This window comes from Olleya aquimaris, assembly GCF_003259525.1.
Classification (GTDB): Bacteria; Bacteroidota; Bacteroidia; order Flavobacteriales; family Flavobacteriaceae; genus Olleya; species Olleya aquimaris.
On sequence record NZ_QLLO01000005.1, the window covers coordinates 265,241 to 285,150 of the forward strand.

20 protein-coding genes are annotated in these 19,910 nt (G+C 31.4%); 8 read left to right on the forward strand and 12 right to left on the reverse strand.

Annotated elements, in window-relative coordinates; translation table 11 throughout:
* Positions 1-6: 6 nt before the first annotated feature.
* From murI to LY08_RS09185, 8 genes are all read right to left on the reverse strand, one after another.
* Positions 7-786: a glutamate racemase gene (murI, locus tag LY08_RS09150; protein ID WP_111660148.1), complete on the reverse strand. Its 780-nt coding sequence runs from the start codon at positions 784-786 to the stop codon at positions 7-9.
* 65 nt (positions 787-851) lie between these two features.
* The gene (locus tag LY08_RS09155) at positions 852-1,361 is read right to left on the reverse strand and encodes an OmpH family outer membrane protein (RefSeq protein ID WP_111660149.1); all 510 of its coding nucleotides are present in this window, start codon (positions 1,359-1,361) and stop codon (positions 852-854) included.
* Positions 1,362-1,404: 43 nt separating this feature from the next.
* Positions 1,405-2,415: an OmpH family outer membrane protein gene (locus tag LY08_RS09160; RefSeq protein WP_111660150.1), complete on the reverse strand. Its 1,011-nt coding sequence runs from the start codon at positions 2,413-2,415 to the stop codon at positions 1,405-1,407.
* A gap of 219 nt (positions 2,416-2,634) precedes the next feature.
* Positions 2,635-5,250: a BamA/OMP85 family outer membrane protein gene (locus LY08_RS09165; protein WP_111660151.1), complete on the reverse strand. Its 2,616-nt coding sequence runs from the start codon at positions 5,248-5,250 to the stop codon at positions 2,635-2,637.
* On the reverse strand, positions 5,222-5,905 hold the full coding sequence (locus LY08_RS09170; protein WP_245907575.1) for an isoprenyl transferase: 684 nt from the start codon (positions 5,903-5,905) through the stop codon (positions 5,222-5,224). The genes LY08_RS09165 and LY08_RS09170 overlap by 29 nt, the downstream gene beginning before the upstream one ends.
* A gap of 58 nt (positions 5,906-5,963) precedes the next feature.
* Entirely contained in the window at positions 5,964-6,653 is a 690-nt protein-coding gene (gene porG / locus LY08_RS09175) for a type IX secretion system protein PorG (RefSeq protein WP_111660152.1), read from the reverse strand.
* Between the two features lie 98 nt (positions 6,654-6,751).
* The gene (locus tag LY08_RS09180; protein WP_111660153.1) at positions 6,752-7,624 is read right to left on the reverse strand and encodes an NAD kinase; all 873 of its coding nucleotides are present in this window, start codon (positions 7,622-7,624) and stop codon (positions 6,752-6,754) included.
* A complete protein-coding gene (locus LY08_RS09185) occupies positions 7,624-8,283 on the reverse strand; it encodes a CBS domain-containing protein (RefSeq protein WP_111660154.1) in 660 nt (219 codons plus the stop codon). Before LY08_RS09185 ends, LY08_RS09180 begins: the two co-directional genes overlap by 1 nt.
* 93 nt (positions 8,284-8,376) lie before the next feature.
* Between LY08_RS09185 and LY08_RS09190 the strand changes: the two genes are divergently transcribed.
* The 6 genes from LY08_RS09190 (at position 8,377) to clpX (ending at position 13,821) form a co-directional block, all read left to right on the forward strand.
* Positions 8,377-9,090, forward strand: a complete 714-nt coding sequence (locus LY08_RS09190) for a pyridoxine 5'-phosphate synthase (protein ID WP_111660155.1) — start codon at positions 8,377-8,379, stop codon at positions 9,088-9,090.
* 4 nt (positions 9,091-9,094) lie between these two features.
* On the forward strand, positions 9,095-9,856 hold the full coding sequence (locus LY08_RS09195) for an alpha/beta fold hydrolase (protein ID WP_111660156.1): 762 nt from the start codon (positions 9,095-9,097) through the stop codon (positions 9,854-9,856).
* Between the two features lie 25 nt (positions 9,857-9,881).
* Complete coding sequence (locus LY08_RS09200) at positions 9,882-10,235, forward strand: phage holin family protein (protein ID WP_111660157.1); 354 nt, start codon at positions 9,882-9,884, stop codon at positions 10,233-10,235.
* Between the two features lie 128 nt (positions 10,236-10,363).
* Positions 10,364-11,692 (forward strand): trigger factor, encoded by a 1,329-nt coding sequence (gene tig / locus LY08_RS09205; RefSeq protein WP_111660158.1) that lies wholly within the window; start codon positions 10,364-10,366, stop codon positions 11,690-11,692.
* A 140-nt stretch (positions 11,693-11,832) separates the two neighbouring features.
* Complete coding sequence (gene clpP / locus LY08_RS09210) at positions 11,833-12,507, forward strand: ATP-dependent Clp endopeptidase proteolytic subunit ClpP (protein ID WP_111660159.1); 675 nt, start codon at positions 11,833-11,835, stop codon at positions 12,505-12,507.
* Between the two features lie 81 nt (positions 12,508-12,588).
* Positions 12,589-13,821 carry an ATP-dependent Clp protease ATP-binding subunit ClpX gene (gene clpX / locus LY08_RS09215; protein WP_111660160.1) on the forward strand — a complete coding sequence of 411 codons (1,233 nt, stop codon included), beginning with the start codon at positions 12,589-12,591 and terminating at the stop codon, positions 13,819-13,821.
* Positions 13,822-13,989: 168 nt separating this feature from the next.
* On the opposite strand, the gene LY08_RS09220 is transcribed toward clpX, so the two are convergent.
* Positions 13,990-15,579 carry an OmpA family protein gene (locus tag LY08_RS09220; RefSeq protein WP_111660161.1) on the reverse strand — a complete coding sequence of 530 codons (1,590 nt, stop codon included), beginning with the start codon at positions 15,577-15,579 and terminating at the stop codon, positions 13,990-13,992.
* Between the two features lie 324 nt (positions 15,580-15,903).
* Positions 15,904-17,418 carry a GH3 auxin-responsive promoter family protein gene (locus tag LY08_RS09225; RefSeq protein ID WP_111660162.1) on the reverse strand — a complete coding sequence of 505 codons (1,515 nt, stop codon included), beginning with the start codon at positions 17,416-17,418 and terminating at the stop codon, positions 15,904-15,906.
* A gap of 42 nt (positions 17,419-17,460) precedes the next feature.
* Between LY08_RS09225 and LY08_RS09230 the strand changes: the two genes are divergently transcribed.
* Together LY08_RS09230 and LY08_RS09235 are read left to right on the forward strand one after the other, a co-directional pair.
* Complete coding sequence (locus LY08_RS09230) at positions 17,461-18,255, forward strand: DUF2797 domain-containing protein (protein WP_111660163.1); 795 nt, start codon at positions 17,461-17,463, stop codon at positions 18,253-18,255.
* A gap of 53 nt (positions 18,256-18,308) precedes the next feature.
* The gene (locus LY08_RS09235; RefSeq protein WP_111660164.1) at positions 18,309-18,533 is read left to right on the forward strand and encodes a hypothetical protein; all 225 of its coding nucleotides are present in this window, start codon (positions 18,309-18,311) and stop codon (positions 18,531-18,533) included.
* Positions 18,534-18,539: 6 nt separating this feature from the next.
* Here LY08_RS09235 and LY08_RS09240 read toward each other — a convergent pair whose 3' ends face one another.
* Complete coding sequence (locus tag LY08_RS09240) at positions 18,540-19,055, reverse strand: gamma carbonic anhydrase family protein (RefSeq protein ID WP_111660165.1); 516 nt, start codon at positions 19,053-19,055, stop codon at positions 18,540-18,542.
* 99 nt (positions 19,056-19,154) lie between these two features.
* Positions 19,155-19,889, reverse strand: a complete 735-nt coding sequence (locus LY08_RS09245; protein ID WP_111660166.1) for a LytR/AlgR family response regulator transcription factor — start codon at positions 19,887-19,889, stop codon at positions 19,155-19,157.
* Positions 19,890-19,910 lie beyond the last annotated feature (21 nt).

Here is a 19,910-nt window from a genome sequence, read left to right on the forward strand (position 1 = left end):
TTTTAATTAAAAACTTAAATAATCCACTTCAAATTTATTATCAAGTAAGTCTTCCATTACTTTTGGATTTGCATTAGAGTAAAACTTAAGACTAGGTTTAATATTTAAAGAATTTAATAACTCATGTTGTTCTAAGATGGTTTTGGTTTGCCTAGCAACCGCTTCACCAGAATCAATAATTTTAACTTGTTTAGGTAATAAATCTAATAACTGAGGAATTAAATAAGGATAATGTGTACAACCTAAAACTAAATAATCAACATTAGCTTCAATCATTGGTTTTAAGTAAGTAGTTAACAGCTCTTTCATTTTAGAAGATTTAATTTGTCCACTTTCTATCAACTGTACAATGCCTTCCCCTTCTTGCTCTACTACTGTAACACCATTACTATATATTTGTGAAGTATTATGAAACAACTCACTACTTAACGTTCCCTTAGTTGCTAAAATTCCAATTGCTTTAGTTTTTGTTTGTAAAGCAGCAGGTTTTATTGCTGGTTCTATACCAATAAAAGGCACATCATAAGTTTGTCTTAGGTGCGCAATTGCATTAGTGGTAGCTGTATTACAAGCCACTACAATAAGTTTACAATTTTGATTAAGTAAATACTCAGTATTTTTTTCAGAAAGTGCTATTATGGCGTCTTTACCTTTTGGTCCATAAGGCGCATTAATACTATCTGCAAGGTAAATAGTGTTCTCAAAAGACAACAAAGCGTGTATGGCTTTCCAAATAGATGTACCACCTACTCCAGAATCAAAAATACCAATGGGTTGTATACTCATATTTTAAATATAAAAAAAGCTGTCTAAAGTTAGACAGCTTAATTGTAATCTGAAAGGGATTTTAATTAAAATCCTAATTCTTTTTGTACATCTGTTAACAGATCTTTACCTTCTGCCATGATAACACCAGAACCTTGAGACGAATCTAACACGTAGTTAAATCCTTGTGCTTTGCCAACTTTTAAAATAGCTGCTTTAGCTTTATCTGTAATAGGCTTTAGTAAGTCTAATTCTTTTTGTTGAAGCTTTTGTTGTGCATCTGCTTGAAACTGACGGATACTTTGTTGCATTTGCGCTAACTCTTCACCACGTTGTTGGTTTTGCTCGTTAGTTTTAGTTGCAGCTTCCGCTTCGTATTGCTTTGCTTTAGCTTGGTATTCTTTAACCATTTCTTGTATATCTGCTTCGTAAGTCTTTCCCATTTGCTCCATTTCTGCTTGTGCAGCTTTCATTTCTGGCATTGATGCCACAAGCTCTGTTGTATTAATGTGGGCTACTTTTGTTTGAGCATTAGTAAAACTTGTCGCTCCAATAAATAATGCTGCAGCAAATAAAAGTGTTTTGAATTGTTTCATTTTTAAAATAGTATTTGTGTGTTATAAATTATTTGTATTTGTCTTAGTTGTCTTCGTCTTCTGTGCTCTCTTTTTCTTCTTTAGCTTTTTGACGGTCTTCTAAGATTTTTTGTTTTTTAGCTTCCAGTTCTTTTTTTCTTGCTTCTCTGTCTGCTAATTTTTGTTGTCTTCTCTCTTCTAAAATTTGCTCTCTTGTTTTAGGAGCTTCTTGTTGTTTTGCGCTTTCGTTTTCATCAAAAGAAACGGGTTGTTCATCCTCATCTTCCTTACCCTTATTTCTTTCTTTTAATTTTTCTTCTCTAGCTTTTGCACGCTCTTCTAATATTTTTGCTCTTCGGTCTGCAGCTTCTTTTTTCTTAGCTTCTCTTGCGTCTAAAATTTCTTTTTTTCTTGCTTCAGTTGCTGCTTCTCTTTCTGCTCTTTTTTCGTCTAAAGCTTTCTGACGTGCTTCTTGTTCTTCATTTATCTCTACTACTACGTCTTCTTCTTTAGCTAATTTGCGTTCTGCTTTATTTTTTGCTTGTTCGCGTTTAGAAGCTCTAGATATAGTTCTAATTACTTGTTCGCTCATATCAAAACGCTCTGCTGAATATAGCATGACAACATCTGCTGATTTGTCAAAAACAAAATCGTATTTTTTTGCTTTAGCTATATCTTGAACTGCTTGAAAAATTTGATCTTGGACAGGCTGCATTAATTGTCTTTTCTGGATCATTAAATCACCATTAGGACCAAAGCGTTTTTGTTGATAGTCTAATATTTCTTTTTCTTCAAAGACGATATCTTCTTCACGCTCTTCAATTAACTCTTTTGTCAATAAAGCTTTTTCGTTATTTAATGCTTCACGTTTTAATTTGACTTCATTAAGTTTAGCTTCTATCTCTGCTTTCCATTTTTGAACTTTACTATCTAACTGGCCAGTTGCTTCTTTATATTCAGGAATGTTTTCTAAAATATATTCTGTATCTATGTAACCAATTCTAACTCCACGTTGGGCATTAGCAGTAAATCCTGCTGCAAGCATCACCAATACAATAAGAACTTTTAATTTCATTTTGGAATTTGTTTTATTATTTCTTGATTATAAACTCAAAATACTATTAAACATTGCATTATTGAGTTTGTGTTTTCAAAATAACGAATTTTAATCTTAAAAATTTTAATTCTTTAATCAAATCCTTGAATTGTTATTAGAAAATATCGTGCCAAAAATAAAAAAATATAGATACTATAGTGGTTAATTATTGATTTTATTGGGCTAAAGGGCTAATAATTAAAACTGTTGTCCTATTATGAAATGTGTTTCCCAACCATTTTTAACAGATGCTCCTGGTATTGGGTCAAAACCGTGTCCAAAGTCTATACCAAGTAAACCAAACGCTGGCATAAAGATTCTGATACCAAAACCTGCAGATCTTTTTAATGCAAATGGGTCGTAATCTCTGAAGTTATTATAAGAGGCTCCAGCTTCCATAAACCCTAAAGCGTAAATCTTTGCAGATTGCTTTAAAGTAATTGGGTAACGTAATTCTAAAGAAAATTTATTAAAAATAGTACCACCATCTTGAGTAGATAATCCTTGATTTGGATACCCTCTAAGTGCTACTGCTTCTCTACCATCCAGACTTAATGCTCCTAAACCATCACCTCCAACAAAGAAACGCTCAAAAGGAATAATACCTCTATCTTGATTATAGGCTCCTAAAAATCCAAATTCGACACTTGGTCTTAGTACTAATTTATCAACTAGTCTTGTATACCAGTCTGCTTTAAATTTAACCTTGTAAAATTCTAACCAATTAAATCGTTGTTGGTCAATTTCGCTTATTCTTTCTGATGCTGCTGTTCTAATTATTACATTGGCATTAGCATCATTAACTATTGCTTGGTTTTCCGCTCTTTCTTCACTTAAAGCTGTATAATCTACATCATTAAATAAAGAGTATGGTAATGAAAATTTTGCAGTCGCTGTAAAATTAGATCCTCCCATTGGGAATATTGGATCGTTATAGGTATTGTTTCTACTTAACCCAAGTGTGTAAGATAGGTTATTAGAATAACCGTCACCAAAGGTAAATAATCCTGTATTATAATTTTTTAAATCGTAGTGCTGAAAACTTACAGCTTGTGATAATGTAAAATAATCGTCTGGTACCGATAATCTTTTTGCTAAACCAACGGTAACACCAGTAATATTAAAACGTCTGTCTTTATCTGCATCTCTAGTTTGAGCATTGTATAAAAATTGCTTAGTATGCGATATAGATGTCGAAAATTGCACAGGTTTTTTACCTCCTAACCATGGTTCTGAGAATGAAAAACTATAAGTTTGAAAAAATCGACTGGCTTGCAAACGTAACGAAAGTCTTTGTCCATCTCCCATTGGGATTGGTTTATAGGCTTCTTTTTTAAATATATCTTTAATGGCAAAGTTATTAAAAGACAATCCTAAAGTACCTATAAATCCACCACCACCATAACCTCCTTGAAGTTCTATTTGACTAGATCCAGCTTCTACTAAAGCATACTCCATATCAATAGTTCCTTCTTCTGGGTTAGGGTTTTTAAAGTTAGGTGTAAGTTGTTCTGCATCAAAGAAACCTAATTGACTTAATTCTCTAATGGTTCTAACTACATTTTCTTTACTGTAAAGATCACCTGGTCTTGTTCTTATCTCTCTATAGATAACGTGGTCGTTAGTTTTTTCGTTTCCAGTAGCAGTTACTTTATTAAAGTATACTGGCTTACCTTCGGTTATTCTAATTTCCATATCAATAACGTTTCCATCTGCATTAACTTCTACTGGATTTATTGTTGAAAATAAATAACCATTATTTTGGTATAAATTAGTTAAATCGTTTGCATCTGGTTTAGAGTTATCAGCAATTCTCTTTTGAAGTTCTACTCCATTATAAGTATCCCCTTTGTTGATACGTAATAGTCTTTTTAAAGCTTCGTCTGTATATACTGTGTTTCCAATAAATGTAATGTCTCCAAAAGTGTACTTTTCTCCTTCTTCAACTTCTATTTGAAGAGAAACCGTTTTATTAGAGTTTAAAATTAAAGTGTCTGAAACTATTCTTGCATCTCTATATCCAACTTCTTTATATTTATCGACTATACTTGACAAATCATCTTTATAATCTGCTTCAATAAATTTTGAACGTTTTAACAATCTAATTGGATTAATCTGTTTGGTGTTTTTCATAGCTTTTCTAAGCTTTTTATCGCTTAAAACACTATTACCTTCAAAGTCAATTGATTTTACTTTTACTTTTTCACCTTTATCAATATTAACCGTCATATTAACTAAAGGCTTGCTAATAGAATCGGTAACTACCTCTGTAGTAATTACTTTCACTTTAGCATTTAAAAATCCATTTTTCTTGTATTTATTCTCTAGATAATTTTTTGTAGTTGTTACAAGGTTTTCTGTGACCTTAGTTCCTTTTAACAATTTATTTTCTTTGATGATGGTTTCCTGTTTTCCTTTTTTTACACCAGTTATTGTTACTTCTTTTAGCTCTGGTAAATCTGCTAATCTTATTTCTAGAGATGCGCTATCACCTTCTGTATTTAGCAGGTATACTTCTATATCGCTAAACAAATTAGATTTCCATAGTTTTTTAATAGCATTACTAATTTCTTCTCCAGGAATCATTATCTCATCACCTTTTCTTAATCCAGAATAAGTAATAATTGTTTGCTCACTAAAGTTAGTGTTTCCATTAACTGTTATTTCGGCAAGGATATATTTTTTACCGTCTTCGTAGCTTAAATCTTGTGCGTTTATTGTCAATGCACTAAAAAACGTGATTGCTATTAAGCTGTATTGTAATACTTTTTTCAATGGTAATTGTTTAGCTAATTTGTTCACTGGTTTTCCCAAATCGTCGTTCTCTTTTTTGATATTCTATTATAGCGTCACTTAAGTGTTGCTTTGTAAAGTCTGGCCAAAGGACAGGTGTAAAGTATAGTTCTGCATAAGCTATTTGCCATAACAAAAAGTTACTAATACGTTGCTCTCCACTTGTTCTAATAAGTAAATCCACATCGGGTAAACTCTGCGTGTAAAGATGTGCATTTAATACCGATTCGTCAATACTTTCTGTAGAAATTATATTATTTTTAACTTTAGTACTGATTTCTTTAACAGCATTTAATAGCTCTTCTCTAGACCCATAGCTTAATGCTAAAGTCAAATCCATGTGTGTATTTTCCTTAGTTAATTCTATAACTTCTTGTAATTCTTTATACACTTTTTTAGGTAATGAGGATAAGTTACCTATTGCATTTAACTTGATGTTATTATCTAATAATGTGTTAATTTCTTTTTTAAGAGAAGAGACTAAAAGTTTCATTAACGTATCCACTTCTAGTTTGGGGCGTTTCCAGTTTTCTGTTGAAAACGCATATAGAGTAAGGTGTTTAATACCAATTTCGGCACAAGCCTCTACGGTTTGTCTTACAGATTTAGTACCATTTTCATGACCAAAAGCACGCACCATTCCTTTTTGTTTAGCCCAACGTCCATTACCATCCATAATAATGGCAATATGTTTAGGCAAATGCTGCTTGTGTATGTGATCTTGTGTCTTCAAATTAAAATCCGCAATAACATGGGTTTTTCCCAAAGGTATATGTTAAAGTTACACCTGTAAAAGTGTACCAATCATCATTATTTAAATTACCAAAACTTCTGCTTGCTAGTTCTTCTGCATCTGGGACACTTCCATCTATTTCATCTGTAAAGGTATAACGTGCACCTACTTCAAAAGCTAAAATAATTTCTGGAGTTATTGATGTCTTAAAGCCTAGTACCATTGGGATACCCCAAGCAATACTTGACGTGTCTTCTTTTTCTAAAACACCAGCATTATTTAAATAAAAATTATCATGCTGAGTAGCGCTTACACCAGTATATAAATATGGTGTAGACACCATACCACCTTGATGTAAATTAAAATCGAAAAAAGTAAATTCTACACCTGCTGATAATTCTATAATTTGATTGCTAAACTCTAAGCCTCTAATTTGTCTACTTGGATCGTCAGAGTTTTTATCAATTCCTTCTAATTCAGTAAAAATTAAAGAAATCCTGTAAGAATGTCTTGGACTTCTATTCCATTTGTAAATGGCTCCTAATGCTAATTGTTGTGGTGCAATATAGTCTGTAGCACCAACATCTCCAATAAAATTAGAACCACCTAAATACAACCCAAATTCGTTAATTTGTGCTGTACTAAATTGTAGGCTTAAAAATGTTAATAGTACTAGTGTTAACTGCTTCATAAATCTTCAAAGTTTGCAAATATAATAAATAAGATTAGCCTATAACAATTTGATTGAAATAGTTACACTTTTAAACAGATTTACCTGCAAATTATTGTTTAATTACGTTTGTCTTCTCCCCAAAGTAGTTTTTTTCGGAGTGTATCTAGAAAAGTTTCGTTGTTTAGCACAATCATTTTTATGGTAAATGGTGCTTTTTTTATTGTTATAGTTGTTTTATTAGACAAGGTTGCAATTCTAGAATCTAAAGACACTAAATGTTTTTTTTCTCTACCACTAACTTTTAACGTAATGGTTGTAGAGTCTTCTATAACCAAAGGTCTTGCGCTTAAATTATGTGGGGCAATTGGTGTTAACACTAAACTTGACGCATTAGGTGTAATAACTGGTCCGCCACAACTTAAAGAATATCCTGTAGATCCAGTTGGTGTAGATATAATCAAACCATCACTCCAATAAGACGTTAAATACTCACCATTTAACTCGGTTTCAACCGTTATCATAGAGGTAGTGTTTTTTCTGCTTACTGCAATTTCATTTAGTGCAAAATTACAGCTTTCTATTTCTGCATTTTTTTCAGAGCTTTCGATGGTTAATAGACTACGTTCTGAAATAGAGTATTTTTTTTCTAAGATAGAATGAATGGCTGCTTCGATATCTTCATGTTGTATTGTTGCTAAAAACCCTAAACGTCCTGTATTGATACCAACTATTGGGATGTTTAAATCTCTAACCAATGTAATGGCTCTTAAAATAGTACCATCGCCACCAATACTAACTAAAAAATCATAACTATGATCTAATTCTGAAAAAGTGGCAAATTCTTTTTTAATTTTTGAAGTAACGCCTTTATAAAAATTGGCTTCAACAACTACTTCTATGTTTTGTTTTTTTAAAACATCTAAAAGTACCTCTAGAGAAGCTAAAGGTTTTTTCTTTTGAAATTGACTAAAAACAGCGACTTTTACCATTATATATCTAAATATTTTTTAAGATAATCAGAGCGCTCCTTTAACCCATCTATATAACTGTCTTCTTCATGACCAGACACAATATTGTAGCTGTAACGTCTAAAAGTTTGTGTAATATCACTTAATCCAGAATTACCAATTTTTAAGGTAATTTGTGCTACGTCGTTTTCAATTTTAGAAATAAAAGCTCCTAAAAGTTTACCATCGTTACTTTCTACTATTTGACTAACTTCACTAAAAGAATAGTCCTGCAATCCTTTTTCTACAATTAAAATGGCACCATTTTCTGAAAAGAAAGGCGTTTCATTAAACAGTCCAATTACATCATTAAGCTCATAATACCCAAGATATTTATTAGAGCTATTTAAAACAGGCATTATGTTAGCAGAATTCTGAGCAAAAGCCTCTAATACATCCAACCAATTAGTATTGTCCCTTACAAAAAAACCTTCACCAGCATGTCTGTAATCCTGTAGTGGTTTGTTGGCATCAAAACAATGTGCATCTGTTTCAGATATACAACCCAAATAAGTCCCATGTTCGTCTTTTACAGGAATATGAGAGTATGTTAATTGATTAAACATCAATTGTAAATCACTAACTAAATCTGTGTTTAACAAAGGTTTTATGTCGTTTATGATGTATTCTGAGAGATTCATAATATTAAAACTTAAGTTTATGCAAATTAACCAAAAATTAGTACAATAAAGGGGTTCTACTTTGTATTTTTGTGTTTTTAATAACCGATTGATATGACAAAATTAAGCGTAAATATTAACAAAATTGCCACTTTAAGAAACTCTCGTGGTGGTGACATCCCAAATGTGGTGCAATTTGCTAAAGACGTACAACGTTTTGGCGCAGAGGGTGTAACTATACACCCAAGACCTGACGAAAGACATATTAGATATCAAGATGCCTACGACTTAAAACCTGTGGTTTATACCGAATATAATATTGAAGGTAATCCTATTCCAAAATTTATGGATATGGTTTTAGAATTGCAACCTACGCAAGTTACTTTAGTACCTGACGCAGTTGATGCTATAACAAGTAATTCCGGTTGGGATACTATTAAAAACAAAGATTTTTTAGTGGATGTTATTAATCAATTTAAAGACAAAGGTATCCGAACTTCAATTTTTGTTGACCCAGATTTAAAGCAAATTGAAGGTGCCAAAGCAACTGGTACAGATAGAATAGAGTTATATACAGAAGCATTTGCTCATCAATATAGTTTAGGCAATCAAAAAGCAATAGAGCCTTACACTAAATGCGCAGAACTTGCCAACTCCCTTGGGCTAGGTGTTAATGCTGGACATGATTTATCACTAGATAATATACAGTTTTTCAAACAACATATTCCAGGCTTATTGGAAGTATCTATTGGACATGCATTAATCGCCGAAAGCTTATATTTAGGTATAGAAAATGTGGTAAATATGTATAAAAACAAATTAAAATAAGGACATGTTATTACACTCTCAAATATTGGGTCAAGGTCAACCTTTTGTCATTTTGCATGGTTTTTTAGGAATGAGTGATAATTGGAAGACTTTAGGCAATCAGTTTGCAGAACATTTTGAAGTCCATTTGGTAGACCAACGTAATCATGGTCGTAGTTTTCAAAGTGATGATTTTTATTATGACGTTTTAGCTGAAGACATAAAACATTATTTTAATAACCATAATATTAAAGAAGCTATATTGTTAGGGCATTCCATGGGTGGAAAAACAGCCATGCTGTTTGCTTCAAAATATCCAGAACTAGTAAGTAAGTTAATTGTAGCAGATATTTCGCCACGTTTTTATCCAGTACATCATGATACTATTTTAGCTGGATTAAACAGTTTAGATTTTAGTGTTTTAAAAAGTAGAGGTCAAGCCGATAAACAACTGGCTAATTTTGTGTCCGATTTTGGAACACGTCAGTTTTTACTTAAAAATTTATATTGGGTTGAAAAAGGAAAACTAGACTTACGTATTAATTTAGAAGTACTTACAGAACACGTCAGCGAAGTAGGAGAAGCTTTACCTTTGCACGCTAAATACGAAGGAGATACCTTGTTTTTAAGAGGTGATAAAAGTGAATATATTGGCAATCAAGATGAGGCCATTATAAAAAACCATTTCCCTAAAGCACAAATTACAACAATCGCCAATGCTGGACATTGGTTGCACGCAGAAAATCCAGAAGATTTCTATGAAGCTGTAACAAATTTTGTAAATTAAAGTCTAATATTTAAATATATAATTTATGAATTTAATTATCAGATTACTACTAAATGCCATAGCGGTTTTCTTTTTAGCAGAAGTTTTAAAAGGTGTGCATGTAGACAATTATGTGACCTCAATAATAGTAGCAATTGTACTGTCTATTTTAAACTTATTAGTTAAACCTATAATAATCATACTAACATTACCTATAACTATTTTAACCTTAGGACTGTTCTTATTTGTTATTAATGGATTAATCATTTTACTAGCAGACAAATTTATAGATGGCTTTGCAGTGTCTAGTATTTGGACTGCAATACTGTTTAGTATTTTACTATCTATATTACAATGGTTATTCCAATCTTTTTTAAAGTCAGATTCAAAACACAAGTAAATAGTAAAAATCTCTGTAACACAACACGTTAAAAACTTTGCAGTACTTAAAAAAAGTAGTACTTTTGCAGACCTTTTTAAAAGAAAAACTAGTGTTAAACGCCCAAATAGGGCTTTATATCATTTATAATGAATATTACAAGAGAAAACATTGATGCATTAAATGCTGTAGTAAAAGTAGACATCGCAAAGGACGATTATAGCGATAAAGTTGAAAAAATCTTAACAGATTACCGTAAGACAGCTAACATTCCAGGATTTAGAAAAGGTCACGTACCTATGGGAATGGTTAAAAAACAATACGGTAAAGCAGTATTAGTAGATGAAGTAAACAAATTACTTCAAGATGCATTAAACAAGTATTTAACCGAAGAAAAATTAGATGTTTTAGGTCAACCATTACCTAAACAACAAGACGATATAAATTGGGATGCAGATTCTTTTTCATTTGAATTTGAATTAGGATTAGCTCCAGAATTTAAAGTAGAATTAAAAAGCAAAAAGCCTATTACACATTATAACATCATTGCAGATGATAAAATGATTAATGAGCAAATAGAGCGTATCCAAAAACAATACGGTAAAATTGTTTCTGAAAAAGAAGTAAAAAAAGATAGCGAAATTACTGGAACCTTTAAAAACGAAGACAAAGAAATAGATAACACAACAACTATTACTTTAGACCAGTTTAAAGGTAAAACAACCGAGAAAAAATTTATTGGTGCTAAAGTAGGTGACGTTATTACTTTAAAAACTAAAGGATTATTTGCAGATGACCATGAGCTAATGAATGCTTTAAAAGTACCTCATGACGATGCACATGATTTAGACATTGAAGTTACTTTTACAATTACAGAAATTAATAGTCGTGAGTTAGCAGACCTTGACCAAGACTTATTTGATAAATTGTTTGGTAAAGATGTTGTAAAATCTGCAACAGAGCTAAAAGCAAAAATTAAAGAAGATGCTGAAAAACAATTTGTACAGCAATCTGACCAAAAATTATTAAACGACGTTACAGAATATTTAGTAGAAAACACCAAATTTGATTTACCAGCAGAATTCCTTACTAAATGGATGCAAGTTGCAGGTGAAACTGAAATGGATGAAGCTCAAGCTAAAGAAGAATACGAGAAGTCTGAAAAAAGTTTACGTTACCAATTAATTGAAGGTAAATTAATGGAAGAAAACGGACTTAAAGTAGACTTTGAAGACGTTAAAAACAATGCCAAAAACATGATTAAAATGCAAATGGCACAGTTTGGACAAATGAATCCTACAGATAAAGAATTAGACGATATTGCTGCACGTGTTTTAGGAAATCAAGATGAAGTAAGACGTATATCAGAGCAAGTTGTAAGTCAAAAATTACTAAACCTTTACAAAGAAAAAGCTAACATCAAGACTAAAGAATTGTCTTATGATGCTTTTGTAAAAGAAGTTTACGGAGACAAATAACTAATTTTCAATTAGTTTTAAGTTAAGCTCTCAAAAATCAATTAGGATAGGTTTAACAAAATAATCATTATCTTTAGGCGTTGTTTAGCAAGACTAAACAGCGCCTAATTTTTTCAATTAAAAGCATATTAAATCAAACTATGGATTACGGAAAAGAATTCGAAAAATTCGCTATAAAAGATCAAGGTATAAGTAGTACATATTACAATAAGATAATTAGTAGTATGTATCCAACCAACTTAACACCAAACATTATTGAAGAACGTCAAATGAACATTGCTATATTTGATGTATTCTCACGTTTAATGATGGATCGTATTATTTTTTTAGGAACAGGAATAAACGACCAAGTTGCAAATATTATTCAAGCACAGCTTTTATTTTTATCAAGTGTAGATGCTTCAAAAGACATTCAAATATATATTAACTCGCCAGGTGGTAGCGTATATGCAGGATTAGGTATTTATGATACGATGCAATTTATTAAACCTGATGTAGCAACTATCTGTACAGGTATGGCAGCGTCCATGGGTGCAGTTTTATTGTGTGCAGGAGAAAAAGGAAAACGTAGCGGTTTACAACACTCTAGAGTGATGATACACCAACCTTTAGGTGGTGCACAAGGTCAAGCTAGTGATATAGAAATTACAGCTCGTGAAATTTTAATTCTTAAAGAAGAATTATATAAAATAATCAGTAAGCATTCTGGTCAAGATTACGACAAAGTATATGCAGATAGTGATAGAGATTATTGGATGAAAGCTGATAAAGCTAAAGAATACGGAATGATTGACGAGATATTAACTCGTGATTAAAACTATAAAAAAATAAAGAGCTACTAAAACTGAAAACTCAATTCGGATTTTCATTTTAATGTCTCAAATTAAACAAAACAGATGGCAAAGGAAGAGTTAGAATGTTCATTTTGTGGAAGAAAAAAGCCTGAAACCAATTTATTAATTGCTGGTTTAGATGCACATATTTGTGACAGATGTATCCAGCAAGCACATGGTATTGTAGTTGAAGAATCTAAAGAAGAAGATTCTAAAGACTTGTCTGCCGAATTAATGCTGAAAAAGCCGCAAAAAATTAAGTCCTTTTTAGACGAATATATAATTGGCCAAGAGCACACCAAAAAAGTCATGTCGGTTGCAGTATACAACCACTATAAGCGTTTGCTTCAACCAGCTACTCATGATGATATAGAAATTCAAAAATCTAACATCATTATGGTTGGTCAAACAGGTACCGGAAAAACGTTAATGGCTAAAACCATTGCTAAAATGCTTAACGTACCTTTAGCTATAGTAGATGCAACAGTATTAACAGAAGCGGGTTATGTAGGTGAAGATGTAGAAAGTATTTTAACACGTTTACTACAAGCTGCAGACTACAATTTAGATAAAGCCGAAAAAGGAATTGTATTTATAGATGAGATTGATAAAATTGCACGTAAAAGTGACAACCCATCCATAACTAGAGATGTTTCTGGAGAAGGTGTACAACAAGCCTTACTAAAACTATTAGAAGGTACTGTGGTTAATGTTCCACCAAAAGGTGGACGTAAGCATCCAGATCAAAAATTTATTGAGGTAAATACAGAAAATATTTTATTTATTGCAGGTGGTGCTTTTGATGGTATAGAACGTGTGATTTCTAAACGTTTAAATATGCAAGCTATTGGTTACAGCGCTTCTATTAAAGAAGATGTTGTAGACCATGATAATTTATTACAATACATTATTCCAAAAGATTTAAAAGATTTTGGTTTAATACCAGAAATTATTGGTCGTTTACCTGTGTTGACCTACATGGATCCATTAGATGCTAACACACTAAGAGCTATTTTAACAGAGCCTAAAAATGCTATTATCAAACAATATAAAAAGTTGTTTGAAATGGACGAGATAGAGCTTAACATCACTGATGGTGCTTTAGACTATATTGTAGAAAAAGCTATTGAATATAAATTAGGTGCACGTGGATTAAGAAGTCTGTGTGAGGAAATTTTAACAGATGCCATGTTTGAATTACCAGGAAGTGATACAAAAAAATTAAGTGTTACTAAAGCTTATGCAGAGCAAAAGCTAAGTAAAACGACTCTTAAAAAATTAAAAGCTGTGTCTTAAACACAAGAATCAAGCACTTAAATTTTACCAATAAAAAAACCACTTTATACAAATTGTTTAAAGTGGTTTTTTTTGATTAATTTCAATATGACTTTCCCTTAAGTCAGATTAATAGCTTCACTAATATATGTAATAATTGCCTGACTTCCAAATAAATACTCAGGTTTTTTACTCCATAATTACAAACTCTACACGTCTGTTAGCTTGATGTTGTTCTTCAGTACATTTAGATTTACAATCAAATAATGGTTGTGTTTCTCCATATCCATTAGATAGTAAACGGTTTTTATCGACACCTTTAGAGATTAAGTAATTCATTGCAGATGCTGCACGCAGTTTAGATAGTCTTAAGTTGTAAGCATTATTACCTCTATTATCTGTGTGTGCATTAATTTGTATTTTCATCTCTGGATGTTCTCTTAATACTACAGCTATACTATTAAGTGATATCTGAGACTCGTCTTTAATAGTTGCTCTGTTGTAATCAAAATAGATGTTGTTAACCACAATCATTTTCTTTTCTTCAACATCTGCTATAACAGCTTTTTCAGCAACTAATTCTAAATTCTCATTATATTCTGTTTGATTAACATTATCTGCTATAAACGAGATTTTATTTTCTTCAAAACCATCTTTTGTTGCAGTTATAGTATAATTCTCAAAAGGTAAAATTTCAAAATTATATCTAGCTTCATCATCAGAATTTACAACAGCAACTGGCTGTCCTTCGTCGTTAAATAATGTAATTTTTGCATTAGGTAATGGTATTTTAGTTTCGCTGTCAACAATAACACCTTTTAACTGTTGTGCTACCACTTCCATATTAAACTTATAAATATCATATCTCCCTTTTCCTAAGGACTTATCTGAAGACAAGTAACCTCTTGATCTAGATGCTAAAAAGAATGCAACCTCATCATACTGTGTATTAATAGTGCTTCCTAAATTAACTGGTTGACTGTATCCTGATCTTCTTATTCTACTAGTAAAAATATCAAATCCTCCAATATTAGCATGTCCTTTTGACGAGAAGTAAATTTGTTTTCCGTCTTTAGAAATTGATGGATATTTATCATCTTCTGCAGTATTAATTTGGTCTCCTAAATTTACAGCATCATACAACGTCCCATCTGGTCTAATTCTAGCAACGTATAAATCATAACCTCCAAAACCACCTGGTTTATTAGAAGAAAAATATAATTTATCACCATTAGGATTTACAAAAGGATTCTCGATAGAATACCCTTCAACATTAATATCTAATAGTTGTTGTTCTAGCCAATTACCTTTAGAGTTTTTTTCTAAAGTTGTTTTATATAATTTGTATATAGCAGATCCTTCCTCTGTACTTCTTGTAAAATACATGGTTTGTCCATCTGGTAAAAACGTAACTTGATCCTCGTTATCTAAGGTATTGATTAATCTAGAAAATAATATTGGGTTATCTAAAGTTCCATCTTTATTAATATCTACGCAAAATAAATTACGATACCCTTCATCTGTTGTTTTATCTGTTTTTGCAAGTCCACCTAGTTTTTTTGCAGAAACCATAATAAATTTATTCATGAAAAATCCAGAACCAAATTCTGAAAATTTAGTATTGATACCTGTATCTAACGTCACAAAGCTATATCCATTGTTTCCAATAACTTCAACATTAGATTCTATAGGGTTAGAATCTTCTATATATTCGGCTGTATCTTGAGAAAAAGAAAGATGTGTTATAAAAAACACGATACATACATACAATGACTTCATAATTAAGGGCTTTAAAATGAATTAATACTCTGTAAATATATAGGAATGACGGGTTTACAGCATAAGAATTAGATGAATTGCCATAATAATCGATATGAGAAATGCATTTTGTCGAAAACTAGAAAAAATCAATGTTTTGCCTGTTATTTTTCAACAATCATAACAATATGCAGGATTGCATTAAATATTTTTTAAGAAAAACCCCTTTGTATTGAATATTTAATTTTACCTAAAAAGGCTGTTTTAATTTAAACTATTGAATTTACGTTTAAACGATAATAATCTTTCAAATTGAATAAAAAAACTCGACGAACGGTAATCCCGTTATTTATTTAAAGCTAATAAATCGTCTAAATATTGTCTAGTATTAGATAATCTAGGCACTTTATGTTGTCCTCCTAATTTGTTGTTTTGTTTCAACCAGTCATAAAACAATTGCTCTCTTGCCACATTAATTTTAGGCTTATTTAGTGTCATATTATTATAACGCTTAGCTTCATAATCTGAATTTAAACTCTTTAACGCATTATCAAATAACTCGTTAAAATAATTTAAATCTTTTGGTGGAGTTTTAAATTCTATTAACCATTCATGAGCACCTTTTTCTTTACCCTCCATAAATATTGGAGCTGCTGTGTAATCTACAATTTCTGATTTTGTTTTTTTACAAACCTTTTTTAATGCATCTTCAGCATTTTCAATAATTAATTCTTCACCAAAAACATTTATATGGTGTTTTGTACGACCAGACACTTTAATTCTGTATGGACTAATCGATACAAATCTTACAGTATCACCTATTTTGTAACGCCATAATCCAGCATTAGTCGTAATGACTACTGCATAATTTTTATTAAGTTCTACTTCGCTAAGTGGAATAATTTTTTGGTCTTTAGATCCGTAAGTATCCATTGGGATAAACTCATAAAAAATACCATAGTCTAACATTAACAATAAGTCACCAGAATAATTTTGATCCTGAATGGCAAAAAACCCTTCGGATGCATTATAAGTTTCGTAGTATTTAAAATCTTTTTTTGGTAATATATTTCGGTATTGCTCTATGTAAGGATTAAAACTTACGCCTCCATGAAAATAGACTTCTAAGTTAGGCCAAACCTCAAACAAATTAGTTTTTTCGGTTTTATCTAAAATATTATTTAGTAATACCAACATCCAACTTGGTACACCTGCAAGACTGGTAACGTTTTCATTTATGGTCTCGTTAACAATTGCAGCCATTTTAGTTTCCCACTCGCTCATTAAAGACACTTTGCTACTTGGTGTACTACTAAATTCTGCCCAAAATGGCATATTATCTATTAAAATGGCACTTAAATCTCCAAAAACGGTTCCGTTTTCTTTGTACAATTCTTTACTTCCTCCAAGACGTAAACTTTTACCTGTAAATAGCTGTGAGTCTTGATTATTATTTAAGTACATACACAATAAGTCTTTACTTGCTGCGTAGTGGCAATCTTCTAAACTATCAATGCTTACTGGAATAAATTTACTTTTTGCACTAGTTGTTCCGCTAGATTTTGCAAACCATTTAATAGGTTTGGGCCAAAAAATATTGTTTTCGCCTTTTCTGCTTCGTTCTATATTTGCTTGACAATCTTCATAGGTTGTAATTGGTACACGCTCTGCAAATGTTGCATAGCTTTTTATTGAAGAAAACTCATGTTTTTTGCCTATTTCGGTATCTTTTGCTATATCTATTAAGCTAAATAACAACTCCTGCTGTACCTCGTTTGGGTACTTTAAAAACAGCTCAATTTGATGAAATCGCTTCTTTAAAAACCAAGAGGCAATAGAATTAACAAGAGGAATTGGCATAGTTATTTGTATCTTTAAGTTTTAAAAATAATACTTTTTTTTATGACCTACCAAGGTGTTTTAACAAAAATGCAAACCGAATTTTTAGAGCCTATTTCTTATTATCTAGTCTTTAAAAATGATTTTATAAATCTTAATCAATTATTAGACAAAACATTAGAGTTTACTTTTGTAGGTCATGAATGTTTAAACTGTCATTTGGACAAACCTATTTATCGTCAAGGATTTTGCAGAAGCTGTTTTTTTGACATTCCGCAAGCTGCAGATTGGATTATGAAACCTGAATTAAGTCAAGCACATTTAGATGTGGAAGACAGAGATTTAGCCTACGAAAAACAAGTACAGCTACAACCACACATTGTATATCTTGCCAATTCTAGCAATATTAAAGTAGGTGTTACTAGAAAAAGTCAAGTTCCTACACGATGGATAGATCAAGGTGCACATGAAGCTATAGAAATTGTAGAAGTCCCTAACCGTTATTTAGCAGGAATAACAGAGGTTGCTTTAAAAGATTACGTTGGTGATAAAACCAATTGGCGCACCATGTTAAAAAATGATATTGTTGATGAAAATTTAGTTGAATGGCGTGATAAATTAAAACAATACATTCCAGATGAAGCTAAACCGTATTTTATTGAGGATAACCAAGAAACCAATATCCAGTTTCCAGTTTTACAATATCCCAAAAAACCTAAATCGTTGAACTTTGAAAAAGCACAACATTATATAGGTATTTTAAAAGGAATAAAAGGTCAGTATCTAATTTTTGAAGATGATACAGTTTGTAACATTAGAGGTAATGAAGGATTAGTAGTTAAAATTAATATTTTATAATTTTATTAACGCTGTAAACCACTGATAATAAGTAAATTGAATAAAAATTTACTATGAAAATTCCAGTTATGTTTTGGGTAGCTATTACAACACTACTTTTAGTTACCATTACCATTATGGTCGCTTTGGATATGCCATTTAATTGGGTATTTTATTTAACTGTTTTAGGACAAGTTTTAGTTGGTGTCATGGTTTACAAAGTGCTTAAAGACCATTATGAAACCGATAAAACTTTTGATAACTTTTACGAAGACAGACCTATAAATTACCGTAAATAATACTTTTTATTCTTTAAACCAGCTAGAGTACTTAACGTAGTTTTCAGCTATACGGTTAATTTCTCCATGGATTAATTCTTTACTAATGTCTTTCACTTTTTTAGCTGGGACACCTGCGTAAATGCTTCCGGATTCTACAATAGTATTTTGTGTTACTACTGCTCCTGCTGCTACTATGCTATTACTTTCTACTACACAATTATCCATAACGATGCTTCCCATACCTATCAAAACATTATCATGTATTGTACAACCATGGACTATGGCATTATGACCAATAGACACGTTGTTACCAATATTAGTTGGGTATTTTTGGTAAGTGCAATGGACTATTGCGCCATCTTGGACATTAACTTTATTTCCTAATTTAATATAGTGTACGTCACCACGTAAAACTGCATTAAACCAAATACTACATTGTTTACCTACTTGGACATCGCCAACAATAGTAGCGTTTTCTGCTATATAACAATCTTCTGAAATTTGTGGTGATTTACCGTTTACGGGTTTTATGATAGGCATGGTTTGAATTATGAATTATGAATTACGATTTTAATTACTTTGTATTATAACTACTCGCTTTGCTTATTAATAGTAAGATTCCTGATTTACGCAGGAATTTTAGTTAAAATAAGATAGTAAATCTGATTTTTTGGAAGCTGACACCATAATTTCTTTACCATTACTTAGTATTACACTTCCACCTTTTCCTTTAATGTATTTAACAACTTCACCCACGTTTACTAAATAACTTTTATGTACTCGTGCAAATCCAGAAGGTGTTAAGGCATCTTCAAAATATTTAAGGGTTTTACTGACTAGCTTTTTCTTACTATTGTTTAAATAAATCTCTGTATAGTTATCGTCTGCTTTGCAATACAGTATGTCTTTGGTATTTAAAACCTCAAAACCGTCTTGTTGCGGAATGGTTATTTTACCTTCTACATTATTGGTTTTTGGAATGAGTACTTGGTCCTGTAACGCGTCTTCTTTAGTTTTAATTTCCATGACGTAATCTACAGCTTTTATGAGCTCGTCAATGTCTATTGGCTTCATTAAATAATAAGAAGCGTGCGCATTAAGCGCATCCATCGCATAGTTATTATAAGCAGTTACAAATACGGTTTCAAAATCGCGATCACCTACTTTGTCTAACAAATCAAATGCATTGCCATAAGGCATCTCTACATCCAGAAATACAAGGTCTAAATCTAAGTTTCTAATCAGCTCTAATCCTTCGTTAATATTTGAAGCTTCTCCTAAAATATTGACATTAGGACAGTATTTAGCAAGATAATTTTTTAAAATTAATCTGCTGTTTTCTTCGTCTTCTACTAATATTGCGTTTAGTTTCATAATCTTTTCCTATGTAAATTA

Coding starts and splice junctions, on each gene's coding strand:
- LY08_RS09195 (WP_111660156.1), top strand. CDS start 9,095: ATGTTATTACACTCTCAAATATTGGGTCAAGGTCAACCTTTTGTCATT.
- clpX (WP_111660160.1), top strand. CDS start 12,589: ATGGCAAAGGAAGAGTTAGAATGTTCATTTTGTGGAAGAAAAAAGCCT.
- LY08_RS09230 (WP_111660163.1), top strand. CDS start 17,461: ATGACCTACCAAGGTGTTTTAACAAAAATGCAAACCGAATTTTTAGAG.
- LY08_RS09155 (WP_111660149.1), bottom strand. CDS start 1,361: ATGAAACAATTCAAAACACTTTTATTTGCTGCAGCATTATTTATTGGA.
- LY08_RS09240 (WP_111660165.1), bottom strand. CDS start 19,055: ATGCCTATCATAAAACCCGTAAACGGTAAATCACCACAAATTTCAGAA.
- LY08_RS09180 (WP_111660153.1), bottom strand. CDS start 7,624: ATGGTAAAAGTCGCTGTTTTTAGTCAATTTCAAAAGAAAAAACCTTTA.
- porG (WP_111660152.1), bottom strand. CDS start 6,653: ATGAAGCAGTTAACACTAGTACTATTAACATTTTTAAGCCTACAATTT.
- clpP (WP_111660159.1), top strand. CDS start 11,833: ATGGATTACGGAAAAGAATTCGAAAAATTCGCTATAAAAGATCAAGGT.
- LY08_RS09235 (WP_111660164.1), top strand. CDS start 18,309: ATGAAAATTCCAGTTATGTTTTGGGTAGCTATTACAACACTACTTTTA.
- LY08_RS09200 (WP_111660157.1), top strand. CDS start 9,882: ATGAATTTAATTATCAGATTACTACTAAATGCCATAGCGGTTTTCTTT.
- LY08_RS09220 (WP_111660161.1), bottom strand. CDS start 15,579: ATGAAGTCATTGTATGTATGTATCGTGTTTTTTATAACACATCTTTCT.
- tig (WP_111660158.1), top strand. CDS start 10,364: ATGAATATTACAAGAGAAAACATTGATGCATTAAATGCTGTAGTAAAA.
- LY08_RS09170 (WP_245907575.1), bottom strand. CDS start 5,905: ATGGATGGTAATGGACGTTGGGCTAAACAAAAAGGAATGGTGCGTGCT.
- murI (WP_111660148.1), bottom strand. CDS start 786: ATGAGTATACAACCCATTGGTATTTTTGATTCTGGAGTAGGTGGTACA.
- LY08_RS09160 (WP_111660150.1), bottom strand. CDS start 2,415: ATGAAATTAAAAGTTCTTATTGTATTGGTGATGCTTGCAGCAGGATTT.
- LY08_RS09245 (WP_111660166.1), bottom strand. CDS start 19,889: ATGAAACTAAACGCAATATTAGTAGAAGACGAAGAAAACAGCAGATTA.
- LY08_RS09185 (WP_111660154.1), bottom strand. CDS start 8,283: ATGAATCTCTCAGAATACATCATAAACGACATAAAACCTTTGTTAAAC.
- LY08_RS09225 (WP_111660162.1), bottom strand. CDS start 17,418: ATGCCAATTCCTCTTGTTAATTCTATTGCCTCTTGGTTTTTAAAGAAG.
- LY08_RS09190 (WP_111660155.1), top strand. CDS start 8,377: ATGACAAAATTAAGCGTAAATATTAACAAAATTGCCACTTTAAGAAAC.